This is a genomic window from Gordonibacter sp. 28C, assembly GCF_003339845.1.
Classification (GTDB): Bacteria; Actinomycetota; Coriobacteriia; order Coriobacteriales; family Eggerthellaceae; genus Gordonibacter.
The window spans coordinates 24,455-48,338 of sequence record NZ_PPTR01000016.1; the positions used below are offsets into that span (position 1 = coordinate 24,455).

Here is a 23,884-nt window from a genome sequence, read left to right on the forward strand (position 1 = left end):
CCATATGCCCAGCACGGTACTCGTCGGCGCCCAATGGGGAGACGAAGGCAAGGGTAAGATCACCGACCTGATAGCACGCGAGTACGATTACGTCGCGCGCCACCAAGGCGGCAACAACGCCGGCCACACGGTCATCCACGGCGACAAGAAGCTGGCCCTGCACCTTATGCCCTCCGGCGTCATGTACGAGAACGCGGTGCCCGTCATCGGCAACGGCGTGGTCATCGACCCCGGCGTGCTGGTGAAGGAGATGGCCCTGCTCGAGGCGGAGGGCGTTTCGTGCAAGCGCCTGAAGATCTCGTGCAACGCGCACATCATCATGCCGTACCATAAAGATTTCGACGGCGCCGACGAAAAGCGCCTGGGCGAGAACAAGATAGGCACCACGAAGCGCGGCATCGGCCCGTGCTATCAGGACAAGGCCGCCCGCAAGGGCATTCGCGTGCAGGATCTTCTGGACGAGAAGATCTTCCGCCTGAAGGTGGAGACGGCGCTGGCGCAGAAGAACCCCATCCTCGAGAAGATCTACGGCCTGCACACCTACACGGTCGAGGAGATCTGCGAGGAGTACCTGCCCTACGCGCGCATCCTCAAGCCCTACATGGACGACACCACGCGCCTTCTGAACGAGGCGCTGCGCAACGGCAAGAGCATCCTGTTCGAAGGCGCCCAGGCCACGATGCTCGACATCGACCACGGCACGTACCCCTACGTCACGTCGTCCTCGTGCAGCGCGGGCGGCGCGGCCATCGGCACCGGCGTGGGGCCCAAAGCGTTCGACCGCGTGCTGGGCATCCAAAAAGCCTACATCACGCGCGTGGGCGAGGGCCCGTTCCCCACGGAGCAGCGCTATTCCGAAGACGGCGGCACCGGCGAGGAAGCCGAGGTCGGCGAGCTTCTGTGCCAGGTGGGCCACGAGTACGGCGTGACCACGGGGCGCAAGCGTCGCTGCGGCTGGTTCGACGCGGTCATCGCGCGCTACGCGGCCGAGGTCAACGGCCTCACCGACGTGGCGCTCACGAAGCTCGACGTGCTCTCGGCGTTCGACACCATCAAAGTGTGCACGGCCTACGAGTACGAGGGCACGGTGTACGACTACTTCCCCATGCAGCAGAGCGTGCTGTTCCACGCGAAGCCCGTGTACGAGGAGCTGCCCGGCTGGAAGGACGTCGACATCTCGGAGTGCCGCACGTTCGAGGACCTGCCCGAGAACGCGCAGCGCTACGTGGAGTACCTGGAGAAGATCACCGGCGTGCCCGTGAGCATCATCGCCGTGGGCCCCGACCGCGACCAAACCATCATGCGCGGCTGGGACAGATAGAAAGGAACGATTGTGAACATCTTGGTCTTGGGCGGCGGCGGCCGCGAACATGCCATCGCATGGGCGCTTGCGAAATCCCCGCGCACGGACAAGCTCTACGTGGCGCCGGGCAACGGCGGCACGGCCGACGTCGCCCGCAACGTGCCCGATCTGGCGGCGGAGGACGGCCGCGAGGTGCTCGCGTTCGCCGAGGAGCACGACATCGACCTCGTGGTGATAGGCCCCGAGGCTCCGCTCGTCGCCGGCGTGGCCGACGACCTGCGCGAGGCGGGCATCGCCGTGTTCGGCCCCGACGCGCAGGGAGCGCAGCTCGAGGGCAGCAAGACGTTCAGCAAGCGCTTCATGGACGCCAACGGCATTCCCACCGCCCGCTACGGCAGCTTCGACGACCTCGAGGAGGCGCTGGGCTACCTGTCGGCGATGGACGTCCCCGTCGTGGTGAAGGCCGACGGCCTGGCGGCGGGCAAGGGCGTCATCGTGGCCGAGGATAGGGAGACGGCGGAAGAGGCCGTGCGCTCCTGCTTCGACGGCGCGTTCGGCGAGGCCGGTTCCACCGTGGTCATCGAGGAGTGCCTCACCGGCCCCGAGTGCTCCATGCTGGCGTTCGTGAGCAACGGCAAGGCCCACTGCATGGCTACGTCGCAGGACCACAAGCGCGCCTTCGACGGCGACCGCGGTCCGAACACGGGCGGCATGGGCGTGTACTCGCCGGTGCCCATCGTCACGGCCGACGAGCTGGCGGCCATGCACGACATCATGGAGCGCTCCGCAGCCGCCACGGCCCGCGAGTTCGATCACGACTACCGCGGCGTGCTGTACGGCGGGTTCATGCTCACGCCCGAGGGCCCGAAGGTGCTGGAGTTCAACGCGCGCTTCGGCGACCCCGAGACGCAGGTGGTGCTGCCGCGCCTCGAGGCCGACCTGGTGGATATCGTGCTGGCCGTGGCCGAAGGCCGCCCCGACGACATCGACCTGCGCTGGAGCGAGCAGTGGGCCGTGTGCGTGGTGCTGGCCAGCGAGGGCTACCCCGGCGCCTACGAGAAGGGCAAAGTCATCCTGGGCATCGAAGAGGCCGAGGAGCTGGACGGCGTGACGGTGTTCCATGCCGGCACGGCCCGCAACGCCGACGGCGAGCTGGTCACGGCCGGCGGCCGCGTGCTCAACGTGGTGGCCTTGGGCGACTCGTTCGACGACGCGCGCGAGAAGGCCTACGAGGCGTGCAACCTCATCAACTTCGAGGGCAAGCAGTACCGCACCGACATCGGCAAGAAAGCCGCCGCCGGTCGCGAGGCCTGGAACTAGATTTACTCGCCGGTTGCCCCCGTAGGGACGATCTCCTGATCGCCCGTTCCGGCGCAGCCGGAAAAGCAACCGCGGGCCGCGTTTTCGCGCTGCGCGCGAACGGGCGATCAGGAGATCGCCCCTACGGGTCGACTTAGGCGAGGAGTGGAAATGCGGCCCGCCACGGGTTCTGAACAGGAAAGAGGCACATCCATCGTGTTATCCGAACGCATGCTCACCGCCGTGGTACGGCAGTGCACGAAGAACTACCTGAAGCTTCAGCCCACCGACGACGTGCGGGTTCCCGCGCCGAAGCCGGGGCAGAAGTACATGCTGTACATGCACGTGCCGTTCTGCGAGCGCTTGTGCCCGTACTGCTCGTTCAACCGCTTTCCATTCGCGGAAGAGCGCGCCGTGCCGTACTTCGCCAGCATGCGCAAAGAGATGATGATGCTGAAGGATCTGGGCTACGACTTCGAGAGCCTGTACGTGGGCGGCGGCACGCCCACCATCATGATCGACGAGCTGTGCGACACCATCGACTTGGCCAAGGAGACGTTCTCCATCAAGGAAGTGTCGAGCGAAACGAACCCGAACCACCTCATTCCCAGCTATCTGGACAAGCTGCAGGGCCGCGTGCAGCGCCTGAGCGTGGGCGTGCAGAGCTTCGACGACGGCCTGCTCAAGCAGATGGACCGTTACGACAAGTACGGCAGCGGCGCGGAGATCCTCGAGCGCATCGGCGAGGCCAGCCCCTACTTCACGTCGCTCAACGTAGACATGATATTCAACTTCCCCGCGCAGACCGAGGACATCCTCATCAACGACATCGAGCGCGTGGTGGAAAGCGGCACGAGCCAGACCACGTTCTACCCGCTCATGGCCAGTCCGAGCGTCGCGCGCCAGCTCGCCCGCACGGTGGGCCGGGTCGACTACACCCGCGAGCGGACGTACTACCGGATAATTGACGAGCTGCTGGCCGGCGGTGCCGACCCGCTGTTCGACCACGGCAGCGCCTGGACGTTCAACAAGCGCGGCACCGACGCATCCCCCACCTGTCATCCTGAGCGGAGCGCGCAGCGCGGAGTCGAAGGATCCCCTGCGGCGTCAGCCGACGAACCTGCAGCCCCTCGCGCCATGATCGACGAGTACGTGGTGGACTACGAGGAGTACCCCGCCATCGGATCCGGCGGCATCACGTATCTGGGCGAGAACCTGTACGTGAACACGTTCTCCGTCAACGATTACAACGCCGCCATCGCGCAGGGCCGCATGTCGCTCATGGGCAAGACCACGTTCAGCAAGCACGACCGCATGCGCTACCGCTTCATGATGCAGCTGTTCGGCCTGCGCCTGGACAAGCGCCAGTTCGAGCAGGACTTCGGCTGCACGGTGGAGGCCGGCCTGCCCGTGGAGATGGCCTTCATGAAGGCGTCCGGCGCCTTCGAGCGCGACACGCGCGACGAGCTCACGCTCACGCCGAAGGGCCGCTACCTCATGGTGGTGATGATGCGCCAGTTCTTCATCGGCGTGAACAACCTGCGCGATCAAGCTCGCGCCGCCCTGGTTGGCGAGGAACGCGAGCTGATCTTCGGGTAGCGCTAAATTCGAGGTGTCCTGAAAGTGTAGAATGGAGGCAAGTAGCTAGGTTGCAAGCGTTGTATCAACGCGCAGCCTATTAGGCAATTCTAGAAAATTCACCTAACCCGTTTAGGAAAATGCACCCATTTAGGTATACAAAATGCAAATCGTTCGGTATGCAAGATGCAAGGAACACACTATGCAAGTTGCAAAAGCCACCACACTTGCCCTGCTACCTCATGGTGGTGATGATGCGCCAGTTCTTCATCGGCGTGAACAACCTGCGCGACCAAGCCCGCGCCGCCCTGGTGGGCGAGGAACGCGAGCTGATCTTCGGGTAGATCCTCGCGACCGCCTGCTTTCATCGACTGTCGTCAAGCGCCTACATGCCAAGCGCTAGCATGCTGCTCCGACGTCTTTGTAAACGCGTTGCCATCCGTAAAAGAGAATCGAAAAGATCACCCCGCTACCTGGGAATAAAAGGACAGAGGGGTGGTTTTTTGTTATAAGATATGGTCAAATACCTTTTGAGGGTGGCTTGGTCTCAATCGCTGCGAGATACTGGAATGTACGACTCGGGGCAACGTAACGAGAAGGGGTCGATATTTCACGCATGGCAGCCCGCACAAAGCATAACGCCGGTTTCACGCTCGCCGAGCTTTTGATTGTAATTGCCATCATCCTCGTGCTTGCCGCCTTGGCAATCCCCTCGATCATCACCGCGCAGAACAACATGCGCATGATGGAACTCAACAACGCCGCCGAATCGATAGCCAACGCCGCTCAAACGCAAATGACCGCGAAAAAGGTGGCGGGCACGTGGCTATCGACCATCGAGAAGGGCGGCACGGGTACCGATGCCAAAAACGTGAAGTACCCGCGTGCCAAGAACTTGCCCGCAGACATGCCGTCGGATACCTACTACATGATCGCTGCCGAAGCGCGGAATAGCGGCATCGTTCCGAGCTTGTCCATTGACGACTCGGTGCGCAATGCCGATTACATCATCGAATTCACTGCATCGACCGCCAACGTGGTGAGCGTGTTCTACACCGACGGCAAGTCGGGCTTCTTTGGCAGTGCTCCATCAAACACGGACGCGGCGCAGCAGTACTACACAGGCGAAAACTTACGCGACCAAGCTGCCCGTATGGCGAACAACCCTATGATCGGCTATTACCAAGGGACACCCTCGGGAGCCACGAACGCGGTCGCCCTCGAGAATCCGGTAATCTGGGTTGGCGACAAGGGCAAAGGCCAGGGACTTCTTTTCGTGCTCGATCAGAACCTCGATGACCATGTGGCGTGGAGCACGAAGACTGAACTGACGCTCACGAAGACAGAAAAGAACGGAAGCGAGGTGTCGTTCACCGTCACCGGTCTGAGCGATGCTGCGACTTCGGGTTCGATGATCATGGTGTCGGCAACGATTGACGGCGCTACGGTCTCACGTCCCTACACCGGTGGAGCTGCCAGCAGTTCCATCCTTCAGCGTCTGGATCGGAGTGGCGCTGCTTCTGGGAAAGCGTACGCGTTCGATTTGAATGCGCTCGTCCGCGCGGTGCGTGCTGACGGCTCGGACGACGGCAAGAAGCTGATGGGCGTTTTGGACAAATTCGCCGTTAAAGACAGCGTTCGCGTGGATGCGAGGGTGGAGTCAACCAATCACCCAAGCATCGCCGCCACGGCAACTGCCAACATCGAATGGCCCGCTTCGGTAGCAAAGCTGGCTTTGTACGTGACCAACCCTTCGTCCAAACAGGTGGGGGGTCAGGCAGAACACGTTACGGGATTCTATACCGACCCAGTGGTCCACGCGGTCGATCAGGAAGGCAAGGACGCAGTGACGCCCGCTGCAGTTGAAGAGCTCGCAAACAACGAAATCAAAGAATCTACGATAAACGATGCGCTCATTAAAGAGAATCCACAGGCGGGAACCCAATTCTACACCGGTGGATGGGTTGGCATGGGCGAGGCAGCCTCCTCTCTTGCATCGTTGAAGGCGACTGCTGGCTCATACGAAATCAACGGTACTGCGCATCAGTACCAAGTATGGGAGCTTTGGGTTAAGCAGAAGAAAGGCGACTATACGCGCGTGGGGTATATGCGCAACAACGAGTGGGAATGGTATTCGAATTATTCCGAGCTCGAGGACTGCCTGACATGGCATAAGGCGGACGGCACTGTGATTGCGGGTGATATTGCCGGCCAAAACGCCGAAAACATAGTTGCGATAACGGTCAACGCGGCGCAACTCCAAGACCTTGTCGCAAAAAACACCGTCGACCTTGCCGACGACACGGGAAGCGTGGAGATGTATGTGCGAACTGCGCCTAAATCGACCGAGGTGCAGGATTATTTCAACATGATGGCGAAAGGCAAGACTCTCGATGACAACTTCCTTAGCGGCGCGAGCGAAAGTGCCTCGCGTCGTGTGGAAGAACCGGCTTCCGAAACCGCTCGGAAAGCTTTTGAAAAAGAATTCGGCGCATCGTCTTCCGACGTCTCGTGGACGGTGAGTAGCGCAAAGACTGACGACGGTTATAAACAAGCGAACGTGTATCTCTCGGAAGGTGCAAACGTTCGCGTCTATTACTCTGTTTCTCCCGGTATCGGTTTTGACAATATAAAGAATTACAGCAGCGATATGGCTACCGTGCTGAAGGGAGTGCGCAGCACCCAGATGACCAACGTGGCGTTATGGTTGTATCGGGGGAATTCCATGGATGATCTTGAGCCGATGCCGGCCGCACGGTCGATAGGCACCCAAGACGATCCTTTTACGTGTAGGTACAGTACTTCGGCGGGCAATAAATACGATTTCAAAATCACCAATCAAGAAGATCGTCGCTTTTATCGCGTTTTGACATACGAAACTAAAAGCGGCAAAGTGGCTTCTCAATATGTGCCTCATATCGAGGCCTCGAACGAAAACGTGGCGACTATTGCGGCTGCGAACAACTATGCTGATGATGATTATGCGTATATGTTCTCTCATTGGACGACATCCGATACAACGAATGGTGCACCACTCGAAGTTCCTGCAGCAGGCAAGGTGGGCGACTACCCCACTCTGGCCATGCAGGGCACCACGCTTTCCGCTGTGTATCAACGGCAAAAAAAGAGCGTAGGACTTATGTATTTAGAGTTCGATAGCGCAGACGGACTTACGGGTTGGTTCGGATATCTTGGCGATGAGGCGGACGATGATGTGGTGCCTCATTTGCCCAATGGAAACGAAATAGCCAGCTGGGGCTACTATGTAGTAGTGCCGTCAGGTGCGGCGGCTCCTACGGCCGTTGCGGGGTCGCCTAAGGTTTCTTCCCCGGGCATTTCAATTGATTTGAATGGTATCGGCTATGATGCCTATTACATCGATGTGCCGAGGAACAACGGACAGCAAAGAGGCTCGACCAAGATGTTGACATATACTAGCGCTAATGAGTTCTGGACGAAAACGTCCACGTTCTCATGCAATCTAAACTTTGCTGCGGCAATTTCAAAAGGCTCGGAAGAAGCTTTAAAAGGCCCGGAAGATGCTTCAAAGTGGGGCAAATCGGAAAGCACATCATGGGTCGTACGTCATGCCTCCCAATTCATTGGGACATTGGCAACTTACCAAGTTCAGCGAAGCTACATGAGTGATATCTTTTCGCAAACGCACGATATTGACATGGCGGACTATAAAGATCTCGCCGCTTCCAAGTATGTCGATCCTTTCTCCGGTTCGTACGACGGAAACAACTACGCTATTCGTAACTTTTATCAAACTTTGCAAAACTACTATGTTGGAGGTACCGTAGAAGGCAACCTTCGCGGAACGGGCTTGTTTGCCCAAGTAAAAGGAACGCCCGACAAACATGCGGTGCTGAAAAACATACGCTTGGTTTCCGAGGAAAACGGCAACTATGCTTTTCCGCAGGCAGGCGCCACTAGCGGCTTCAATGGGTCGTCTGACACCTTGGGTCTGTTGGTGGGAGCTATGTATTACTGCGACGTTTCTAACTGCAGCATCGAGGGCAACAATTTGACCGTTTCCATTTTGTACGGAAGCGGTCCGTTCGGCTGGGGTTGTCTGGTGGGAAGTGCGTACAACTCAACAATCACAGGGTCGGTCGTGAGAGGCGTTACCTTTACGGGAGACAGGTTCGGCACCAACGGCAATTGGGGAAACACCGCTACCGTGACGGTGGGCGGTCTTGTTGGTCGAGCCCAAGATTCCACTATCGAAAAATGCAAAGTCGACTCGATTGACGTTGGCATGAACACCACGCACTCTGTTGTGAATAGCAATACTAGCATGGTGGTTTGCGGTGGTCTTGCTGGTGCTATCTATGGAGATACGACGATCGAGCAATGTTCAGTTGACACCGTGAACCTTCTTCTACCCAAAGTTCAAGTGACGGTGACGGAAAAAGAAAAGTACCTATCGTTTATGGGCGGCGTTACCGGATTAAAATCAGTATCTTCCACTTTGGATTGCACTTTCGGTGAAGTGTTCATTAAAGGAGAAGGGTTTGATTCTATTCCCGTAACGGAGCCGTATGGGGAAGAACGATGATGCGGCGCTTGGTTGCAAGCAAGCTTCGTGACACCTCCGGGGCCTCTATTATTATCGCGTTGGTGTTTTTCCTCATATGTGCCATTGTTGGGTCGGTGGTGGTTACGGCGGCTTCGGTGCAGGCCAAGGCGGTAGTCACTCATCAGGAGTTGCAGCAGGACGAGTTCACCGTGAGCTCGGCGGCGCAGCTCGTGGGGAGCGACTTGGCCTCGGCTCGCTTGAGTGTGAGCTACGAAGGCAATGCGGCAACGCTTACTTTTGCAGAAGGTGGGCAGCCTTTCGCATCGGAGTTTTGGAAAGAGCATGGTGCTGACATTCTCGCTATGCGCAACGGCACGGACGCATCGCTGACCTACAGCGGTCTCACGATTTCCGTGAACAACACCGGTAGCGACGGGACGTACACGTTCGACGACGTCCACGGCTCTGTGACTGTGGACCGGGACCTCAACATCACCGTCGCCTTGACCCTCTCGTCCGATGCGACCACCGCCTCGTCGTATGACACGACCGTGCTGGTGCAGTGCATTCCCACGTACAACGTGCAGGGGAAGCTGACCCATTTCGAGTACGAGCAGCCGGTCATCAAAAAGACGGGAGCCGCCGCATGAAAGGCTTCCGCGACGCGCTGAAAAGAAAGTGGCGCAGCCAAGAGGGCGATACGCTCATCGAGACGCTCACGGCCATCCTCATTGCTGCACTCGGCGCTACGGCGCTGGCCACTATGGTCATAGCGTCGGTCAACATGACCGCCACGACCGAGCGCGCGTTGCACACGGTATACCAAGAGGAAAGCTCCGTGTTCGAAAACTCTTCTGTTGTCGGGGGCAGTGCAACCATCAAAATGTCCGGTATTTCCGTTTCTCCAAGCGTGAACGTATACGCCTCCGACAACGGAATGTTCCACCGGTACGAACCACAGCCAAACGCCAACGGCGGCCAACAATGAAGCGCCTTCCTCCGCACAACAATCCGCCCGCGCACCTCTGCGCCTTCGCCCGTATCCGCTTGCGTCTGCGCGATACGCGCGGGTTCATGCTGGGCGAGCAGCTGGTCAGCGTCATCTTCATCGGGCTGTTGTGCGTGGTCGTGTCCGCGGGAATCGGCGCGGCCATGAGCGCCTATGCGAACATCACCATGAAAACGCGCGCCGACACGATGCTGACGCAAGCCGTGGAACTCGTGTCCGATGAGCTGACGTATGCGTTGGATGCCGAGGATGGCGTCCAAGAGGACGGCAGAGAGCTCTATTTCACCAGCGCCACGCTCCGCTCGGAGGGTGTCTTGCAAACGAACGAGGCGGGCATTTGGCTTAACGCTGACAGCGGACAGTATCTTCTAGCTCCAACCCAAAATGGCCTCGCGCCCCGTCTCGCAAGCCTTGCCTACGACGAAGACACCGGCCTCTGGACCTTCCATTTAACCATAAGCTCAGGCGATACCGTGCTCGCTGAAACCACGATGACCGTGAAAAGGATAGGATCGTAAATGGCATACAAGCGCTTGGGAGACGTGCTGACCGATGCGGGGCTCATCACCGATGAGCAGCTGGGGCACGCGCTCGCGCAACAGAAGGAATCGAAGCGGCGCCTCGGCGACGAGCTCATCGCCGAGGGCGTCATCACGGAGGCCGAGCTCATCGAGGCGCTGCAGATGCAGCTGGGCATCGAGTTCGTCGACCTCTCGCAGATAGACCTCGACCCCGAGATGAGCCGCGTCGTGTCGAAGAACGTGGCGCGCCAGTACAACGTCGTGCCGGTGCGCACCACGCCCGAAGACGTGTACCTGGCCATGAGCGATCCGCTCAACTTCATGGCCATCGAAGCCGTGAAGAACGCCACGCGCAAACGCGTCGTCCCCATGGTGGCCACGGGCGATTCGGTCATGCGCGCCATCATGACGCTCTACGGCAACGAGGGCGCCGCCCGCGCCATCGAGGAGATGAAGCGCGACGCCCGCGCAGCCGGAACCGACGATGCGGGGTCGTTCCAAACCTCCACGCTGGGCGACGACGCCGACGCGCAATCCGCTCCCACGGTGCGCCTGGTGAACAGCATCATCGAGCGCGCCGCCACCGAGCGCGCCAGCGACATCCACCTGGAGCCGCGCGAGCTGGACCTGCATGTGCGTATGCGCATCGACGGCGTGCTGCGCACCATCCTCACCGTGCCGAAGGAGCTGCAGGCGTCCGTCATCTCGCGTCTGAAGATCATGGGCGGCATGAACACGTCCGAGCGCCGCGTGCCGCAGGACGGCCGCGCGAACATCCGCCTGAAGAAGCAGGACATCGACCTGCGCATCAACACGCTGCCCACCATCCACGGCGAGACGGTGGTCATCCGCCTGCTCGACAAGAACGAGTCGCTGTTCGACCCCAAGGGCATCGGCCTCGCGGGCGGCAACCTGGAGAAGTACAACCGCCTCATCCACGCGAACAACGGCATGGTGCTCATCGTGGGCCCCACCGGGTCGGGCAAGAGCTCCACCATGTACACGATGATCCGCGAGCTGAACAACGACTCCGTGAACCTCGTCACGCTGGAAGACCCCGTGGAGTACAACATCGATGGCGCGAACCAGGTGCAGATCAACGAGAAGACGGGCATGACGTTCGCCAGCGGCCTGCGCGCCATCCTGCGCCAGGACCCCGACATCGTGGCCGTGGGCGAGATCCGCGACGGCGAGACGGCCGAGATAGCCATGCGCGCCGCCATCACCGGCCACTTGGTGCTCTCGACCGTGCACACGTTCGACGCGGCCTCCACCATCGACCGCCTGGTCGACATCGGCGTGGAGCCCTACCTCATCGCCAGCGGCGTGCGCGGCATCATCTCCCAGCGCCTCGTGCGTCTGGTGTGCCCGCACTGCCGCGAGGAGTACGCGCCGGACCCGGAGGAGTTCGAGGCGATCGGCATGGCGTACGACCCGAACGCGAAGTTCTACCGCGGCGAAGGCTGCCCCATGTGCTTCGGCACCGGCTATCGCGGACGCACGGGCGTGTTCGAGATCCTGGTGCTCGACCGCGCTCTGCGCGCCCGCATCACGGGCGGCGCCACGCGCGAGGAGCTGCAAACCGCCATCGAGCAATCGGGGTCGTACCATACGATGGGCGACAGCTGCCGCGAGCTCGTGCTGCACGGCGTGACCACCGTCGAAGAAGCGCGCAAGACCATCACGGCGCTGGAGTAAAAGGCGAGATCCTTCGACTCCGCGCTACGCGCTCCGCTCAGGATGACAGGCAGGTTGCCATTCGAGCGAAGAAGCGCCCCTGGTTGTCATCCTGAGCGAGCGAAGCGAGTCGAAGGATCTCTCGAAGAAGAAGGACCGCAACATGAACATCGAACAACTCATCTCCCATGCGCACGATGCGAACGCATCCGACGTGCACCTGGTGTGCGGCCTGCCGGTAAAGTTCCGCGTGAACGGGCATTTGGTGAACGCGGGCGTCGACGGCGACGCGCCGCTCACGCACGAAGCGTGCGAGCATTTGGCGCGCGACCTGGCCGGTCAGGATTACGCCCACATCGAGCGCAGCGGCGAGCTCGACCGCGCCGACACCATCGCCGGCGTCCGCGTGCGCATCAACCTGTTCCGCCAGCAGGGCCATGTAAGCGCCGCCTTGCGCCTGCTGTCCGACGTCATCCCGCCGCTCGAGACGCTCGGCCTGCCCCCCGCCGTCATGGACTTCCCGAAGATCCAGCGCGGCATCGTAGTGGTGACGGGCGAAACGGGCAGCGGCAAATCCACCACGCTCGCCGCTCTCATCGACACCATCAACCACACGCGCGCCGAGAACATCATCACCATGGAAGACCCCATCGAGTACATCTACACGCCCGACCGCTCCATCATCTCCCAGCGCGAGATCGGCCAGGACACGGAAAGCTACCACAACGCCCTGCGCGCCGTGCTGCGCGAAGACCCCGACATCATCCTCATCGGCGAGATGCGCGACCTCGACACCATCCAAACGGCGCTCACCGCCGCCGAGACGGGTCACTTCGTGCTGGCCACGCTGCACACGAAGAGCGCCGCCGACTCCATCGACCGCATGGTGGACGTGTTCCCCGAGGGGCTGCAGCGCCAGATCCGCATGCAGATATCCACCACGCTGGTGGCGGTGCTGTCCCAGCAGCTGCTGCCCAGCCGCGACGGCCAGGGCCGCGCGCTGGCGTGCGAGCTCATGATGGTGACGCCCGCTATTCGCAACCTCATCCGCGAAGGAAAGACGCCGCAGATCCAAAGCTCGCTGGCCACGTCGGCCGCCGCAGGCAGCGTCACTATGGACAACGCGCTGCTGAACCTGTACCGCAACCGCGCCATCGACGCGCAAACGGCGCTCGAGGCGGCCCATGACCTCGACTATGTGAGAAAGAACGTTCGCTGATGCCCACTTTCACCTACACCGGACTATCCGACGCGGGCGAGAAGATCACCGGCGTCGTGGAGGCCTACGACGAGATCGAGGCCATGGAGCAGGCGCGCGACCTGTGCCGCATCGTGCAGAGCGTCAAGGAGGTGCGCGAGAGCAAGAACCTGCTCAACGTGAACATAACGAAGCCGCGCGCCAAGCCGAAGCAGCTCGCCATCATGTGCTCGCAGTTCGCCATCATCTTGCAGGCGGGGCTCTCCATCGCCCGCGCCGTGTCGCTGGTGGCCGACCAAACCACCGACAAGTACCTGCATCAGATACTGGCCGACGTGGCCACCGACGTGGCGAGCGGTCACGGGCTGGCCGACAGCTTCGAGAACAAGGGCCCCGAGCTGCCGCGCGTGTTCGTGGAAACCGTGCGCGCCGGCGAGGAGAGCGGGCACCTGCCCGAGAGCTTCACGCGCCTGCACAAGTACTACGACAAGCGCGCGAAAGTGGGCGCGAAGGTGGCCAGTGCGCTCACGTACCCCATCTTCGTGCTGATCATCGCCGTGGTGGTGGTGGCCGTGATGATGGTCATGGTCATTCCCGCCATCGCGGGCATGGTGTCGTCGCTGGGCACCGACATGCCGGCCATCACTCAATTTTTGATTGACGCTTCCAACTGGATGTCGGCGAACTGGCTCATCTTGCTGGTGGTGCTGGTGTTGGTTGTGGTGGGCGCGCGGCTGTACAGCAAGACCGAGGCGGGCAAGACGATGCTCGCCAAGGCGAAGCTGAAGATGCCGGTGCTGGGCGTGGTAGGCGAGTTCTCCGGCGCCTCCCAGTTTGCGAACACCATGTCGACGCTTATCGCAGCCGGTTTGCCCATGACGCGCGCCGTGGCGGTGACCGGGCGCGTGCTGGGCAACTACGTGCTATCACGCGAGGTGGGACGCATGGAATCGGGTTTAGAGGAGGGCCGCACGCTGGGCGAGTGTATGGAGCAATGCCGGTACTTTCCGCGCACGCTCGTGGAGATGTGCGCCGTGGGCGAGCAGACCGGAGAATTGGAAGCAACGTTGGAAACCATGGGCGAGTTCTACGACAGCGAGACGCAGCGCGTGACCGACCGCGCCTTGTCGCTCATGGAGCCCGCGCTGCTGGTGCTCATGGCGCTGTTCGCAGGGTTCATCGTCATAGCGCTTTACCTGCCGTTATTCACTATGTACGCGAACATGTAGGCGGTTATGCTACCGGGGGTGTGTTAAATGGTGTATCATCGTGCACACTGTGAAGAGGTCCGAGTTCTGACGGCGCAGGGCTGTCGGAGAAAGAAAGGAAAGTAATCGTGAAGGAAATGATCAAGAGGGTGAGAGAGGAAAAGGGCGGCTTCACGCTGGCCGAGCTGCTGATCGTCGTGGCGATCATCCTCGTGTTGGTGGCTGTTGCTGTTCCGGTGTTTTCAGGAGCCATGGACAGCGCGAACGCCTCAACCGATGAGGCAAATATTCGTTCTGGTTATGCACAGGCGCAGGTGTTTACAATGACCAAGGAAGACGATGCGGGTACGAAGATAGCAAATAATGCCAAATATTATTTGACTACCGATGCCGAGCTTTCGACTGACGCTACGAAGGCGTACGAGACTAAGGGTACCAGCGCCAAAGTAACCGACAAGCCTTCTTATTTACCTGAATGGACAGCGAGCAAGAAGATCGTCTATACGTTTACTGTAAGTGACAAGGGCGACATCACGGTGGCGGTAGCAGCTGAGTAGCAAGTAGCAAAAATTGCTCCTCCCGCTCAACATCTTCACCCCCATGCAAGCGGCGATCCTCATCGGGATCGCCGCTTTGCTCGGTGCGGTCATGGGCAGCTTTATCAACTGCTTGGCTTGGCGTGTTGCCAACGGTGAAAGCGTGTTCAAAGGTCGCAGCCATTGCACGAGCTGCGGGCATGCGCTCGGGGTGCTCGATCTCGTTCCCATCGTGTCGTGGCTCGCGTTGCGCGGCCACTGTCGGCACTGCGGGCAGCGCGTCAGCTCGCGCTACGTGGTGGTCGAGGCGCTCATGGCCGTGCTGTTCGTCGCGCTGCTCGTCGTGTACGGTGTGGGCGTACCTTGGCTGGCTTACGCGGCGCTCGCCTGCATCCTCATGGGGGCGGCGCTCGTCGACCTGGACACGTTCACCATCCCCAACGGCTTCGTGGTGGCGGCGATCGTCGTGTGGCTGCTCATGATGGCCGCGTCGGCCGCAGGGGCCGTGGCTTGGCCCCTGGTGCCCGAAGGCGCGCGCGTCGCCTCGTCCTCTGCGGTCGTCGACGTGCTCATGGCTGGCGGGACCCCCGAGAAAGCTGTGTCGATGTTCGGCGTGGGAACCATGTTCGTTCCTTTGGTGGGCGCGGGCGGGCTGGCTGGCCTGCTCGACGGGCTCGCCGGGGCGGTGCTGGTGGGCGGCGGCATCCTGTTGTTCTCGCTCGCGTTCGACGCGGTCACGGGCAAAACGTCGCTCGGCGGTGGCGACGTGAAGCTGCTATTCGCCGTCGGGCTGTTCCTCGGCGTGGCCCTGTCGCTGCTGAACCTGCTGGTAGCTTGCGTGCTGGGCCTGGTGTTCGCCGCGGTTCGCCTGCGATCGCCGCAGGGAGATGCGGGGGCGCAGGACGGTGGCGACGGTTCGCCCGGTACCAAAGCCTTCCCTTTCGGACCGGCCATCGCCGCGGCCGCCATGCTCACGGTGCTCGGCGGCCCCTTCGTCCTCACCTGGTACGTCGGGCTTTTCTAGCGTTGGTTCTGTCGTCTCTCCTCCCTGTCATCCTGAGCGGAGGCGGCGCAGCCGCCGCAGTCGAAGGATCCCGTGCGGTGTCAACAGGAAGCGCACATGAGCTTCTTTTGATGAGTGCGGCCCCTTGATGCAACAACGGCGCGATATTCGCTGGTGAATGATATAAACTGTCCCTAAAGGGAATGCGGGATCGAAAGGACTTCTCCGCATGGGTAAAACGTACACGGGGGTCGACATCGGCAACGCGAGCGTGAAGCTGGCGGTGTGCGATGGCGACGTCGTTAGAACCATCGTGGTCGAGGCTTTGCCGGAAGGGCTGATGGCCGAAGGCCGGCTCATCAGCTTCGACGCCATGGCCGATTTCATCAAGTCGTTGGTGAAGCGCACGGGCGGCATTGCGAAGGACGCGGCGATCGTGCTGTCGGCGGCCGACTGCCTGGTGCGTCGGCTTTCCGTTCCCGCCATGACGGAGAAGGAGCTCGAACTGAACCTCCCTTACGAGTTCCGCGACTACATCGCCCAGGGCAAAGACCGCTACTACTACGATTACGCCGTGCTGGCCACGCGCCTCGATTCCGAAGGCGTGCCGGAGAGCATGGACCTGCTGGCCGCCGCCACCATGAAGCAGACGGTGGACGACTACCTGGAGATGTTCCGTCGCGCCGGCATGCGCCTGCGCATAGCGACGCCTGCGGCTGCGGCCTTCCAGAACCTGGTGGGCGGCAACCCGCGCGCGCTCGCCAACTGCTGCGTCGTCGACTTCGCGCACACGGGCACCAAGCTGCACTTCTTCGCGGACGGCGCCTACGACGTCACACGCGTCATCGACATCGGCGGTGCCGACATCGATCAGGCCATCGCCGCCGAGCGCGGCGTGGACGTGCACGTGGCGAACGGCTACAAGCTGGCCGATTACGAAGGCGTGCAGCAAAGCGCCGCGGCCTTCGAGGTGTACGAGTCCATCGCGGTGGAGATAGGCCGCGCGCTCAACTTCTACGGCTTCAACAACCCCGACACCAACGTCGAGGTGGCGTACTGCTGCGGCGGCGGGTCGTCGCTGCAGCCGCTGGTGAACGCGGTGGCGGCCCATCTCGACATCGAGCTGCGGTCCATCGCCGACATCATGCCCGACGCGAGCGGCGACGACGATCTGCGCGCGCAATGCCCCGGTGCCGTGGGCGCGACCATGAAGGCCAGGTGATCGCAGTGGTCGATCTCAACCAGAACATATCGTTCGGCTCGTTCGGACGCAAAGGGGAAAGCGGCGCTGCCGCGCCGGACCCTGGAGCGCCGAAAGGCGCTCCAGGGTCCGGCCGCCGCGCTTCGCGCGGCGGCCGGAGCAAGGTCGTGTACCCCTCCAAAACAACCATCAACCTGGTCAAGCAGGAAGCCGCTCAGAGCAGCATAGCCGTGCAAGTGGGCTTGTTCCTGGTCGTCGTCGTGCTCATCGGCGTGTTCGCGAAGTTCGCCGTGGTGGACCCGCTTGCGAGCGGTCTCGACAGCTCAGCGCAGGTCTCGGCCACCCAAGCGCAGCTCAACGAGTTGGTAGCTGCGAACGAGAACTACGCTGCCCTCAACGAGACGTACGCGCGCTACGTGGTAACGGGCCTGACGGACGACGAGCTGAGTCTGGCCGACCGCAACGCGCTGCTCGACCTCATCCGGTCGAACCTCATGTCCGTGGGGTACCTGTCGTCGGTCAAGGTGGTGGGCAACACCGTGACGGCGACGTGCTTGGGCGTCGACCTTACGGAGGTGTCGCGCCTGGTGGAGCGGCTCGAATCCGACAGCCGCGTGTCGCACGTCACCGTTTCCACGGCCCAGGGCAAAGACGATGCGGGAACGTCGGCGACCATCGAAGTCACGCTCAAGGATGCGCTCGAGACGGAAACCGAAGCGGCCGCCAACGGGGCCGCGACTGGTGCGGCCGGAACGACGGCGGGAGAGGGGGCCGGCAATGGCGCGGCGTAGCATGTTGAACCGGTCTTTCTCCACGCGCGAGAAAGTGCTCATGTTGGTGTTGGCGGTGTTGCTCGTGGCGGCATGCTACTATTTCCTCGTTATCAAAAACGTGGCCGACACGAAGCTCGAAAACGATCTGCAGCTGCAGGAGATACAGCAGCAGATAGACACGCAAACGGCGCTGGCCATGGCGCGCACGCGCATGGAAGGCGAGCTGGAGAAGCTCGGCGACGTGAACAAGCTTCCCGTGGTGGCCACGTACGACAATATCCGCAACGAGCTCGACGAGTTGAACGCGCTGCTTGCGGGCGTGGGCACCTACGACGTGAAGTTCGGCCAGCCCGAGCTCGAGGGCGAGCTGGTGCGCCGCCCCGTCACCATAACGTACACCGTGCCGAGCTACGATGCGGCGCTCGGCATCGTGCAGTCGCTTCAGAACGGCTCGTATCGCTGCGACATAACCGACTTCACCCTCACCGGCAAGATGCTCGCCGACGGCAGCATCGAAAGCGTGAACGCCACGCTCGACGTCACCTATTTCGAAACGACGAGGGGCGCCTCGAACCTCAGCGGATTGGCGGAGGCCAAAGCCTCGTAGGCGGGAGGGTCGCCCTTCTGGAGCGAGGCTTTGGCCGATCTTCGCGAAAGGCGACCCCGTCTCCCGAGGCGGCGATTGCACCGCGCGTCCGACCTGCGAAAGCATGCCTTGTCGATGGACCCCGCTTCGGAATTGCGGACGTTTTCGTGCCCCGCTACTTGCCCGCGACCTTCTCTATCACGAACCGGTCCTTGCCCTCGTTCTTCGCGCGGTAGAGGGCGTTGTCGGCTTGCTGGTAGGCGCTGCGATACGAGGCGGACGCGCCTTTCAGCTCTACGCCGCCGATGCTGAGCGTGACCGAGTGCTTCGCGTCGTCTTGGTCGACGAACGCCACGCCTTCGCCGATGATGCGCGCACACCGTTCGACCAGCTGGTCGTGGTCGATGGATCCGTTCAGGCACACGGCGAACTCGTCGCCGCCCAAGCGTCCGATCAGATCGTTCGGACGGAAGGCGCCCCGCAGGGTTTCCGCCGTCTTTCGCAGCGCTCCGTCGCCCGCCAAGTGGCCGTAGGTGTCGTTCACGCTCTTGAAGTCGTCCGCGTCGATGATGAGCAGCGCCCCGGCCTTGCCATTTGAAAGAAGCTCGCCGGCGCGCTCCCGGAACGTCTCCCAGTTCAGCAATCCGGTGAGGCCGTCGTGATGCGCGCGCTTGGAAAGGTCCATGCGCTCGCGTACTTCGTCGTCGATGCGGACGACTTTCCCGATAACCGAGATGGGCCGTCCCGCGTCGTCCGTCACCAGGTTCGAAATGACGCGGAGCCATCCGTCTTCGCCATTGGCGAACTTGTACGGCAGGTCGGTCGCCAGACGGCTGGGGGACGTGAACGCGTCGAGCATCTCCGGGTCGGAGCTGGAGGCGATCTGCGCATGGGCGTGGTGGAGGATGCGGTACGAACCGTCTTCTGACTGCTCGCTGTTCGGAATCTCGGCGATAACGTTGGGGCCTTTCGGGTTCGACAGGATCAGCGTGTCGTTTTCCATGGAGTACTCGAAAAGCTGCTCGTTCGTCAAGCCGTACAGCTTCTGGAAGCGGCGGTTCTCCTCGCGCATGCGCTGCCCGGCGCGCGTGCGGGTTCGCAGGTACAGGGCCAGCAACACGATGACGACCATCAGAAGGGTGATGCATCCCAACGCGATTTCGAGCAGGTGATCTTGCACGAACAGGCTCACCTGCTCGCTTTGGTCGATGAGCGCGTTGTCGTACATGATGGAGTCCCGTTGCTCCGAAGGCAATCCGCGGACGAGCTTGTCCACCACGAGCAGCAATTCCGGCTCCACCGGGCGCACGAAGCCGAACGCGGTCGTGCTGGCGCTGGTGGATTCCGGCAGGGTGAGCACGTTGCCCAGATTGCCGATGCTCGTGTAGTACGGAGCCGTGTACGTGTTTGCGTACGTGTAGTCCGCCTCTCCGTCGTTCACGGCTTCGAGGCAGGCTTCGAGCGTGTCGTACACCACGATGTTGCCCCTGCTCTTGGCGAGGGATGAGAGCTCCCAGGGAACGGCGAGCTTCTTGGTGGGGAACTCGTCGGGGTTGATGAACTTGTTGTACACGATGAGCGTCGAGGCGGTGAGGTAGGGGGCGGAAAGCGACAGGTCGAGGCTTTCGGAAACGTGGTAGTTCGCGTCGATGCCGCCCACCATATCCACGTCGGCCGCTTTGATGGCCGCCGCCATGTCGTCGGATCGCTCGAGCTGGACTATCTCGAACTTCAAGCCGGCCTCGTTCGACAGATAGTCCAGCACGCCGCGCGTCACGCCCTTGAGCTCCCCTGATGCGGGGTCGAAGGATTGGACGGGCTGCTTGTCCGACAGGACGCCCACGCGCAGCGGCCGGTGGTTTCGGGCGAACGCCAGCTCGTCTTCCGTCAGCGTGTAGTTCTCGTTCGATTCCATGAAGTACTTGCTGCGCAGGGTGTTCTGCAGCGTCGGGTCGCTCTCGTTGATGCGGGCTATGGTCGCGTCGAGCTCGTCGATGATCTCGCGCTGCCCGTGCGGCGCGACGAAGAAGTAGGGCCGAGCGGCGAACCAAGCCGCCATGTTGAACCCGTCGTGAATGTTCACGTCGACGTCGAGGAGCGCGTCGGCCTCGCCGGAGAGCGTGCGGCTTTGCATCTCCGCGAACGACGAGCACTCCACGGTTTCGAGTTTCAGGTTGTTCTGGTCGCAGAAGTACATCAGCTCCTCGCGGCGTTGCTTGGCGCTCTGGTACAGCGCGACGCGCAGCGTGCCGCGCGTGATCAGGTTCGTTTGCGTGAGCGTGCCGTTGTCTGGAGCGAACAGCGCGGTGTGGGCCATGCCGTAGCTGTTTTGGGGGTACTCGTACATCTCAGCGAGCTGCGCGCTGTACACCATGGTGCCCTCAAGGTCCACGTCGCCGTTGTCGAGCATGTCCAGAAGGGCCAAAGCGCGCTCGTCGTCGGTTTCGCCAGGCGCTTCGACGAACTCGTAGGTCCATCCGGTGTACTGGGCGACATGGACGAGGTAATCGTAGGTGTAACCGCTGAACGAGCCGTCGTCGTTGCGCTCGATCATGCCCTTCAAGTCGATGTACCCCACCTTCACCACGCGCTGCTGCGCGGGTGCGGAACCAGAGGCGGTTTCGGTCGTTTGGGCGAAAGCTCGACTGGCTTCGACGCCGGGGAGCGCGGGAGCGAGGGCGAGCATACATGCCAAAAGCATGGCGATCGCAGACCGCGTCATGGCGGTCGAATGTGACGATCGGAACCGGCTTATGGCTATTACCCCCTCAGCGAAATGCGCGAACCCCTATGGCCCGTTTCAATTCGAAGCACATGAAAGTGATTATAACTCCCCCCTGTTGATGATACCGACGGCGCAACAGATATCGGTTGATTCAATGTTTTGCTGGATGCGCGATGCTCCCGCTCGTCGCCTGCCGCCCGGCTCGAAACGGCGGCGTTGCGCATGGTCAGCGAAAAAGCTGAGGGAAATGCGGCGCGTTCGCTTGACCCCGACGCGGGCGACCGGTACAATATCGTTCCACGTCCTCACGGACGCCTATGTGGTCGGGTAGCTCAGTTGGTAGAGCAGCGGACTGAAAATCCGCGTGTCGAGGGTTCAAGTCCCCCTCCGACCACCACGCTATCAAAAGCGCCCCGCGAACCAATGGCTCGCGGGGCGCTTTTCGCTTGTGCCTTCGGTTCGGGGGCTATAGGCCAAAGCGTGTATCTGGTAGCTAGTTTCGGGTACAATGCTCCCCATGAAAAAGAGAATCGGAAAGATCATCGTTCCCGGCGACGCCAACGTTTGGCCGCACGAGCAGAAGACGGCGCAGGCGCTCGCCCGCGCAGGCTTCGATGTGGAGTTCGTCAAGAAGAGCGACGAGCCCTACGCGACTTCGGCCGACGCGCTGATCGACGGGAAGATGTGGGAGATGAAATCACCGACGGCATCGAGTATCAAGGCCGTCGAGCGCAATCTGAAGCGCGCGCGGTGGCAGTCGGGCAACATCGTCTTCGACTCCCGGCGTATGAAGGGCGTCCCCGATGCCGCGATAGAGCGCGAGCTTCGAAAGTGGTCGTCGGAACTCGGCGGGGTGACGCACGTGCTTTTCGTGAACCGTCACGGCGCTGTCATTGACATAAAGTAGAGCGGCGAATATAGTATGAATTGCTAAGCGCCCGAACGGTACGCAGTTACCTCCCTCGGGCGTTTTGCATTGCCCCGGCAGCGTCGTGATGCCGAGAGGTGCAGGCTACGCCGTCTGGGCGCCGGAAGCGGCGTCGTCGTCCTCTTCCACGCGGCCGCGGATCTTCTTCACGGTGCGGCCGAGCATGCCGCCGAGCTTGGGGAGGTTCTTGGGGCCGAAGATAATGAGCACGACCGCAAGGATCAGGATCAGTTCGGGCAGTCCCATGCCGAAGATTTTCATTTGTCCGCCCCTTTCGCGGTCGATCGCACTTGAGCATCCTTGGTTTTCGCGCGATACGGGGTGCCGACGCGTTTGGCGCGGGCCTGGCGGGCCCGCATGCCGTCGCTCCTCGCATGCGCATGTCGTTTCCAATAGTATAGCAGCCATAATTTTATAGTGACTATAAAATTGATGCAAATAAATAGTTGCATCGCAAAACTTCCGTATAATGCAGGAAAAGCGCGAACGATCCGAGAAGGGGAGGGCCAAGGCATGGCCAAGCCGAACCAGGCGAGCAACGTGCCGACGGGAACTGCCGATGAGGCTCCGGTGGAATCCTTGCGCGAGCGGAAGCGCCGCGAGACGCGTGCCGCCATCGAGCATGCGGCCATCTCGCTGGTGGACGAGCTGGGCTACGACAACGTGACCGTGTCCATGATCAGCGAGCGCGCGGTGGTGTCGCAGGGCACGTTCTTCAACTACTTTCCCACGAAGGACGCCGCCATCGTGGGGTTGGGCCCCGTGAACCTCGATCCAGCCGCCGTCCACGCCGCTTACGACCGCCTTGCGCCCGCCACGCCTTACCACGCCACGCTCATGCTCTTCCTGAAGGTGGTGCGCGACTTGGACTGGACCAGCGAGATCGCCGCCATGCGCGCCCGCCTGGTGGCCCAGACGCCTGCGCTCATGAAGCTGTTCTTAGATGCCACGTTCGGGTTTGTGGCCGACTTCCGCAGCATCCTCGCCGCGTACCTTGAACGGCATCCCGAGATCCGCACCTGCGCCGACGATCTCACGGCCGCCGAGGAGGCGAACCTGGTGGTGGCGCAGGCGCTCGAGGCGGCCAAGTTCGCGCTCGCCCGAACGGCGGCCGACCCCGGCGCCCCGTTCCCCGAAGCCGCCGATGTGGAAGCCGTCGTCAGGAGGATCGTGGGGTAAGGCGCATCTCCTGCGTGAAAATGCGCGCATGAGCAAGCGCGGGCTTTCCGAAACCCGTACAATAGGGAATTGCGAATGGAAAGGTGCGCTTCGCCGCAGTCGGCGCGTCTCTTAGACGAAGGAGATCGTATGTCCTGTGAACAGAAGAACCCGGTCATCGGCATCATCATGGGCTCCGAGAGCGACATGCCCGCCATGGAGCCGTGCATGAAGCAGCTCGACGAATTCGGCGTGCCCTACGAGGTGAAGGTGGCCAGCGCCCACCGCAAGCCGACCGAGGTGCACGACTGGGCCAGCACGGCCCACGAGCGCGGCATCCGCGTGATCATCGCGGCCGCGGGCAAGGCGGCCCATCTGGGCGGCGTCGTGGCGGCCTATACGCCCAACCCGGTTATCACCGTGCCCATGAAGACGAGCGACCTGGGCGGTTTGGATTCGCTGCTGTCCATGGTGCAGATGCCCTCCGGCGTGCCGGTGGCGTGCGTGGCCATCAACGGCGCGAAGAACGCCGCCATCCTGGCCGTGCAGATCATGGGCACGGGCTGCGACGGCGCCCGCCAGAAGATCATCGACTTCAAGAAGGCCATGGCCGAGGCGTAGATCGGCTACCGGGGGCGAGAGACGGGACAGGCAAG

General features: G+C 61.7%; 20 protein-coding genes, 1 tRNA gene and 1 pseudogene. 20 read left to right on the forward strand and 2 right to left on the reverse strand.

Annotation, left to right across the window (positions count from 1 at the left end; genetic code table 11):
• Positions 1–4: 4 nt before the first annotated feature.
• The 16 genes from C1878_RS14935 (at position 5) to C1878_RS15005 (ending at position 18,438) form a co-directional block, all read left to right on the forward strand.
• Positions 5–1,321 (forward strand): adenylosuccinate synthase, encoded by a 1,317-nt coding sequence (locus C1878_RS14935; protein WP_114602406.1) that lies wholly within the window; start codon positions 5–7, stop codon positions 1,319–1,321.
• 12 nt (positions 1,322–1,333) lie between these two features.
• The gene (gene purD, locus C1878_RS14940) at positions 1,334–2,623 is read left to right on the forward strand and encodes a phosphoribosylamine--glycine ligase (RefSeq protein WP_114602407.1); all 1,290 of its coding nucleotides are present in this window, start codon (positions 1,334–1,336) and stop codon (positions 2,621–2,623) included.
• A gap of 195 nt (positions 2,624–2,818) precedes the next feature.
• On the forward strand, positions 2,819–4,201 hold the full coding sequence (locus tag C1878_RS14945; RefSeq protein WP_114602445.1) for a radical SAM protein: 1,383 nt from the start codon (positions 2,819–2,821) through the stop codon (positions 4,199–4,201).
• 188 nt (positions 4,202–4,389) lie between these two features.
• A complete protein-coding gene (locus C1878_RS17010; protein ID WP_255417934.1) occupies positions 4,390–4,524 on the forward strand; it encodes a hypothetical protein in 135 nt (44 codons plus the stop codon).
• Between the two features lie 272 nt (positions 4,525–4,796).
• On the forward strand, positions 4,797–8,744 hold the full coding sequence (locus tag C1878_RS14950; protein ID WP_114602408.1) for a type II secretion system protein: 3,948 nt from the start codon (positions 4,797–4,799) through the stop codon (positions 8,742–8,744).
• On the forward strand, positions 8,741–9,355 hold the full coding sequence (locus C1878_RS14955; RefSeq protein WP_147272967.1) for a hypothetical protein: 615 nt from the start codon (positions 8,741–8,743) through the stop codon (positions 9,353–9,355). Before C1878_RS14950 ends, C1878_RS14955 begins: the two co-directional genes overlap by 4 nt.
• Complete coding sequence (locus C1878_RS14960) at positions 9,352–9,693, forward strand: hypothetical protein (protein ID WP_114602410.1); 342 nt, start codon at positions 9,352–9,354, stop codon at positions 9,691–9,693. Before C1878_RS14955 ends, C1878_RS14960 begins: the two co-directional genes overlap by 4 nt.
• Positions 9,690–10,232, forward strand: a complete 543-nt coding sequence (locus C1878_RS14965; protein ID WP_114602411.1) for a hypothetical protein — start codon at positions 9,690–9,692, stop codon at positions 10,230–10,232. Before C1878_RS14960 ends, C1878_RS14965 begins: the two co-directional genes overlap by 4 nt.
• Positions 10,233–11,933: a GspE/PulE family protein gene (locus tag C1878_RS14970; RefSeq protein ID WP_114602412.1), complete on the forward strand. Its 1,701-nt coding sequence runs from the start codon at positions 10,233–10,235 to the stop codon at positions 11,931–11,933.
• Between the two features lie 142 nt (positions 11,934–12,075).
• The gene (locus C1878_RS14975; protein ID WP_114602413.1) at positions 12,076–13,131 is read left to right on the forward strand and encodes a type IV pilus twitching motility protein PilT; all 1,056 of its coding nucleotides are present in this window, start codon (positions 12,076–12,078) and stop codon (positions 13,129–13,131) included.
• Entirely contained in the window at positions 13,131–14,339 is a 1,209-nt protein-coding gene (locus C1878_RS14980) for a type II secretion system F family protein (RefSeq protein WP_114602414.1), read from the forward strand. Before C1878_RS14975 ends, C1878_RS14980 begins: the two co-directional genes overlap by 1 nt.
• Before the next feature lie 116 nt (positions 14,340–14,455).
• Complete coding sequence (locus C1878_RS14985) at positions 14,456–14,875, forward strand: prepilin-type N-terminal cleavage/methylation domain-containing protein (RefSeq protein ID WP_241963785.1); 420 nt, start codon at positions 14,456–14,458, stop codon at positions 14,873–14,875.
• A 43-nt stretch (positions 14,876–14,918) separates the two neighbouring features.
• A complete protein-coding gene (locus tag C1878_RS14990) occupies positions 14,919–15,878 on the forward strand; it encodes an A24 family peptidase (protein ID WP_255417935.1) in 960 nt (319 codons plus the stop codon).
• 208 nt (positions 15,879–16,086) lie between these two features.
• Positions 16,087–17,079, forward strand: coding sequence for a pilus assembly protein PilM (pilM, locus tag C1878_RS14995; protein WP_114602417.1), 993 nt, complete (start codon positions 16,087–16,089; stop codon positions 17,077–17,079).
• Positions 17,076–17,849: a hypothetical protein gene (locus C1878_RS15000; protein WP_241963779.1), complete on the forward strand. Its 774-nt coding sequence runs from the start codon at positions 17,076–17,078 to the stop codon at positions 17,847–17,849. The genes pilM and C1878_RS15000 overlap by 4 nt, the downstream gene beginning before the upstream one ends.
• A 1-nt stretch (position 17,850) precedes the next feature.
• Positions 17,851–18,438, forward strand: a complete 588-nt coding sequence (locus tag C1878_RS15005) for a hypothetical protein (protein ID WP_241963780.1) — start codon at positions 17,851–17,853, stop codon at positions 18,436–18,438.
• A gap of 154 nt (positions 18,439–18,592) precedes the next feature.
• On the opposite strand, the gene C1878_RS15010 is transcribed toward C1878_RS15005, so the two are convergent.
• Positions 18,593–21,118, reverse strand: a complete 2,526-nt coding sequence (locus tag C1878_RS15010; RefSeq protein ID WP_114602447.1) for a GGDEF domain-containing protein — start codon at positions 21,116–21,118, stop codon at positions 18,593–18,595.
• 345 nt (positions 21,119–21,463) lie between these two features.
• Here C1878_RS15010 and C1878_RS15015 point away from each other — a divergent pair.
• Both C1878_RS15015 and C1878_RS15020 read left to right on the forward strand, forming a co-directional pair.
• Positions 21,464–21,539, forward strand: a tRNA-Phe gene (locus C1878_RS15015).
• A 111-nt stretch (positions 21,540–21,650) separates the two neighbouring features.
• Positions 21,651–22,049 (forward strand): hypothetical protein, encoded by a 399-nt coding sequence (locus tag C1878_RS15020; RefSeq protein WP_114602419.1) that lies wholly within the window; start codon positions 21,651–21,653, stop codon positions 22,047–22,049.
• 138 nt (positions 22,050–22,187) lie between these two features.
• Here the strand turns inward: C1878_RS15020 and C1878_RS15025 are convergent.
• Positions 22,188–22,331 (reverse strand): annotated as a pseudogene (locus C1878_RS15025) (twin-arginine translocase TatA/TatE family subunit); the annotation flags it as partial.
• A gap of 252 nt (positions 22,332–22,583) precedes the next feature.
• Here C1878_RS15025 and C1878_RS15030 point away from each other — a divergent pair.
• Both C1878_RS15030 and purE read left to right on the forward strand, forming a co-directional pair.
• Positions 22,584–23,249 carry a TetR/AcrR family transcriptional regulator gene (locus C1878_RS15030; RefSeq protein ID WP_114602421.1) on the forward strand — a complete coding sequence of 222 codons (666 nt, stop codon included), beginning with the start codon at positions 22,584–22,586 and terminating at the stop codon, positions 23,247–23,249.
• A gap of 129 nt (positions 23,250–23,378) precedes the next feature.
• Positions 23,379–23,849, forward strand: coding sequence for a 5-(carboxyamino)imidazole ribonucleotide mutase (gene purE / locus C1878_RS15035; protein WP_080144197.1), 471 nt, complete (start codon positions 23,379–23,381; stop codon positions 23,847–23,849).
• The last annotated feature ends 35 nt before the right edge of the window (positions 23,850–23,884 follow it).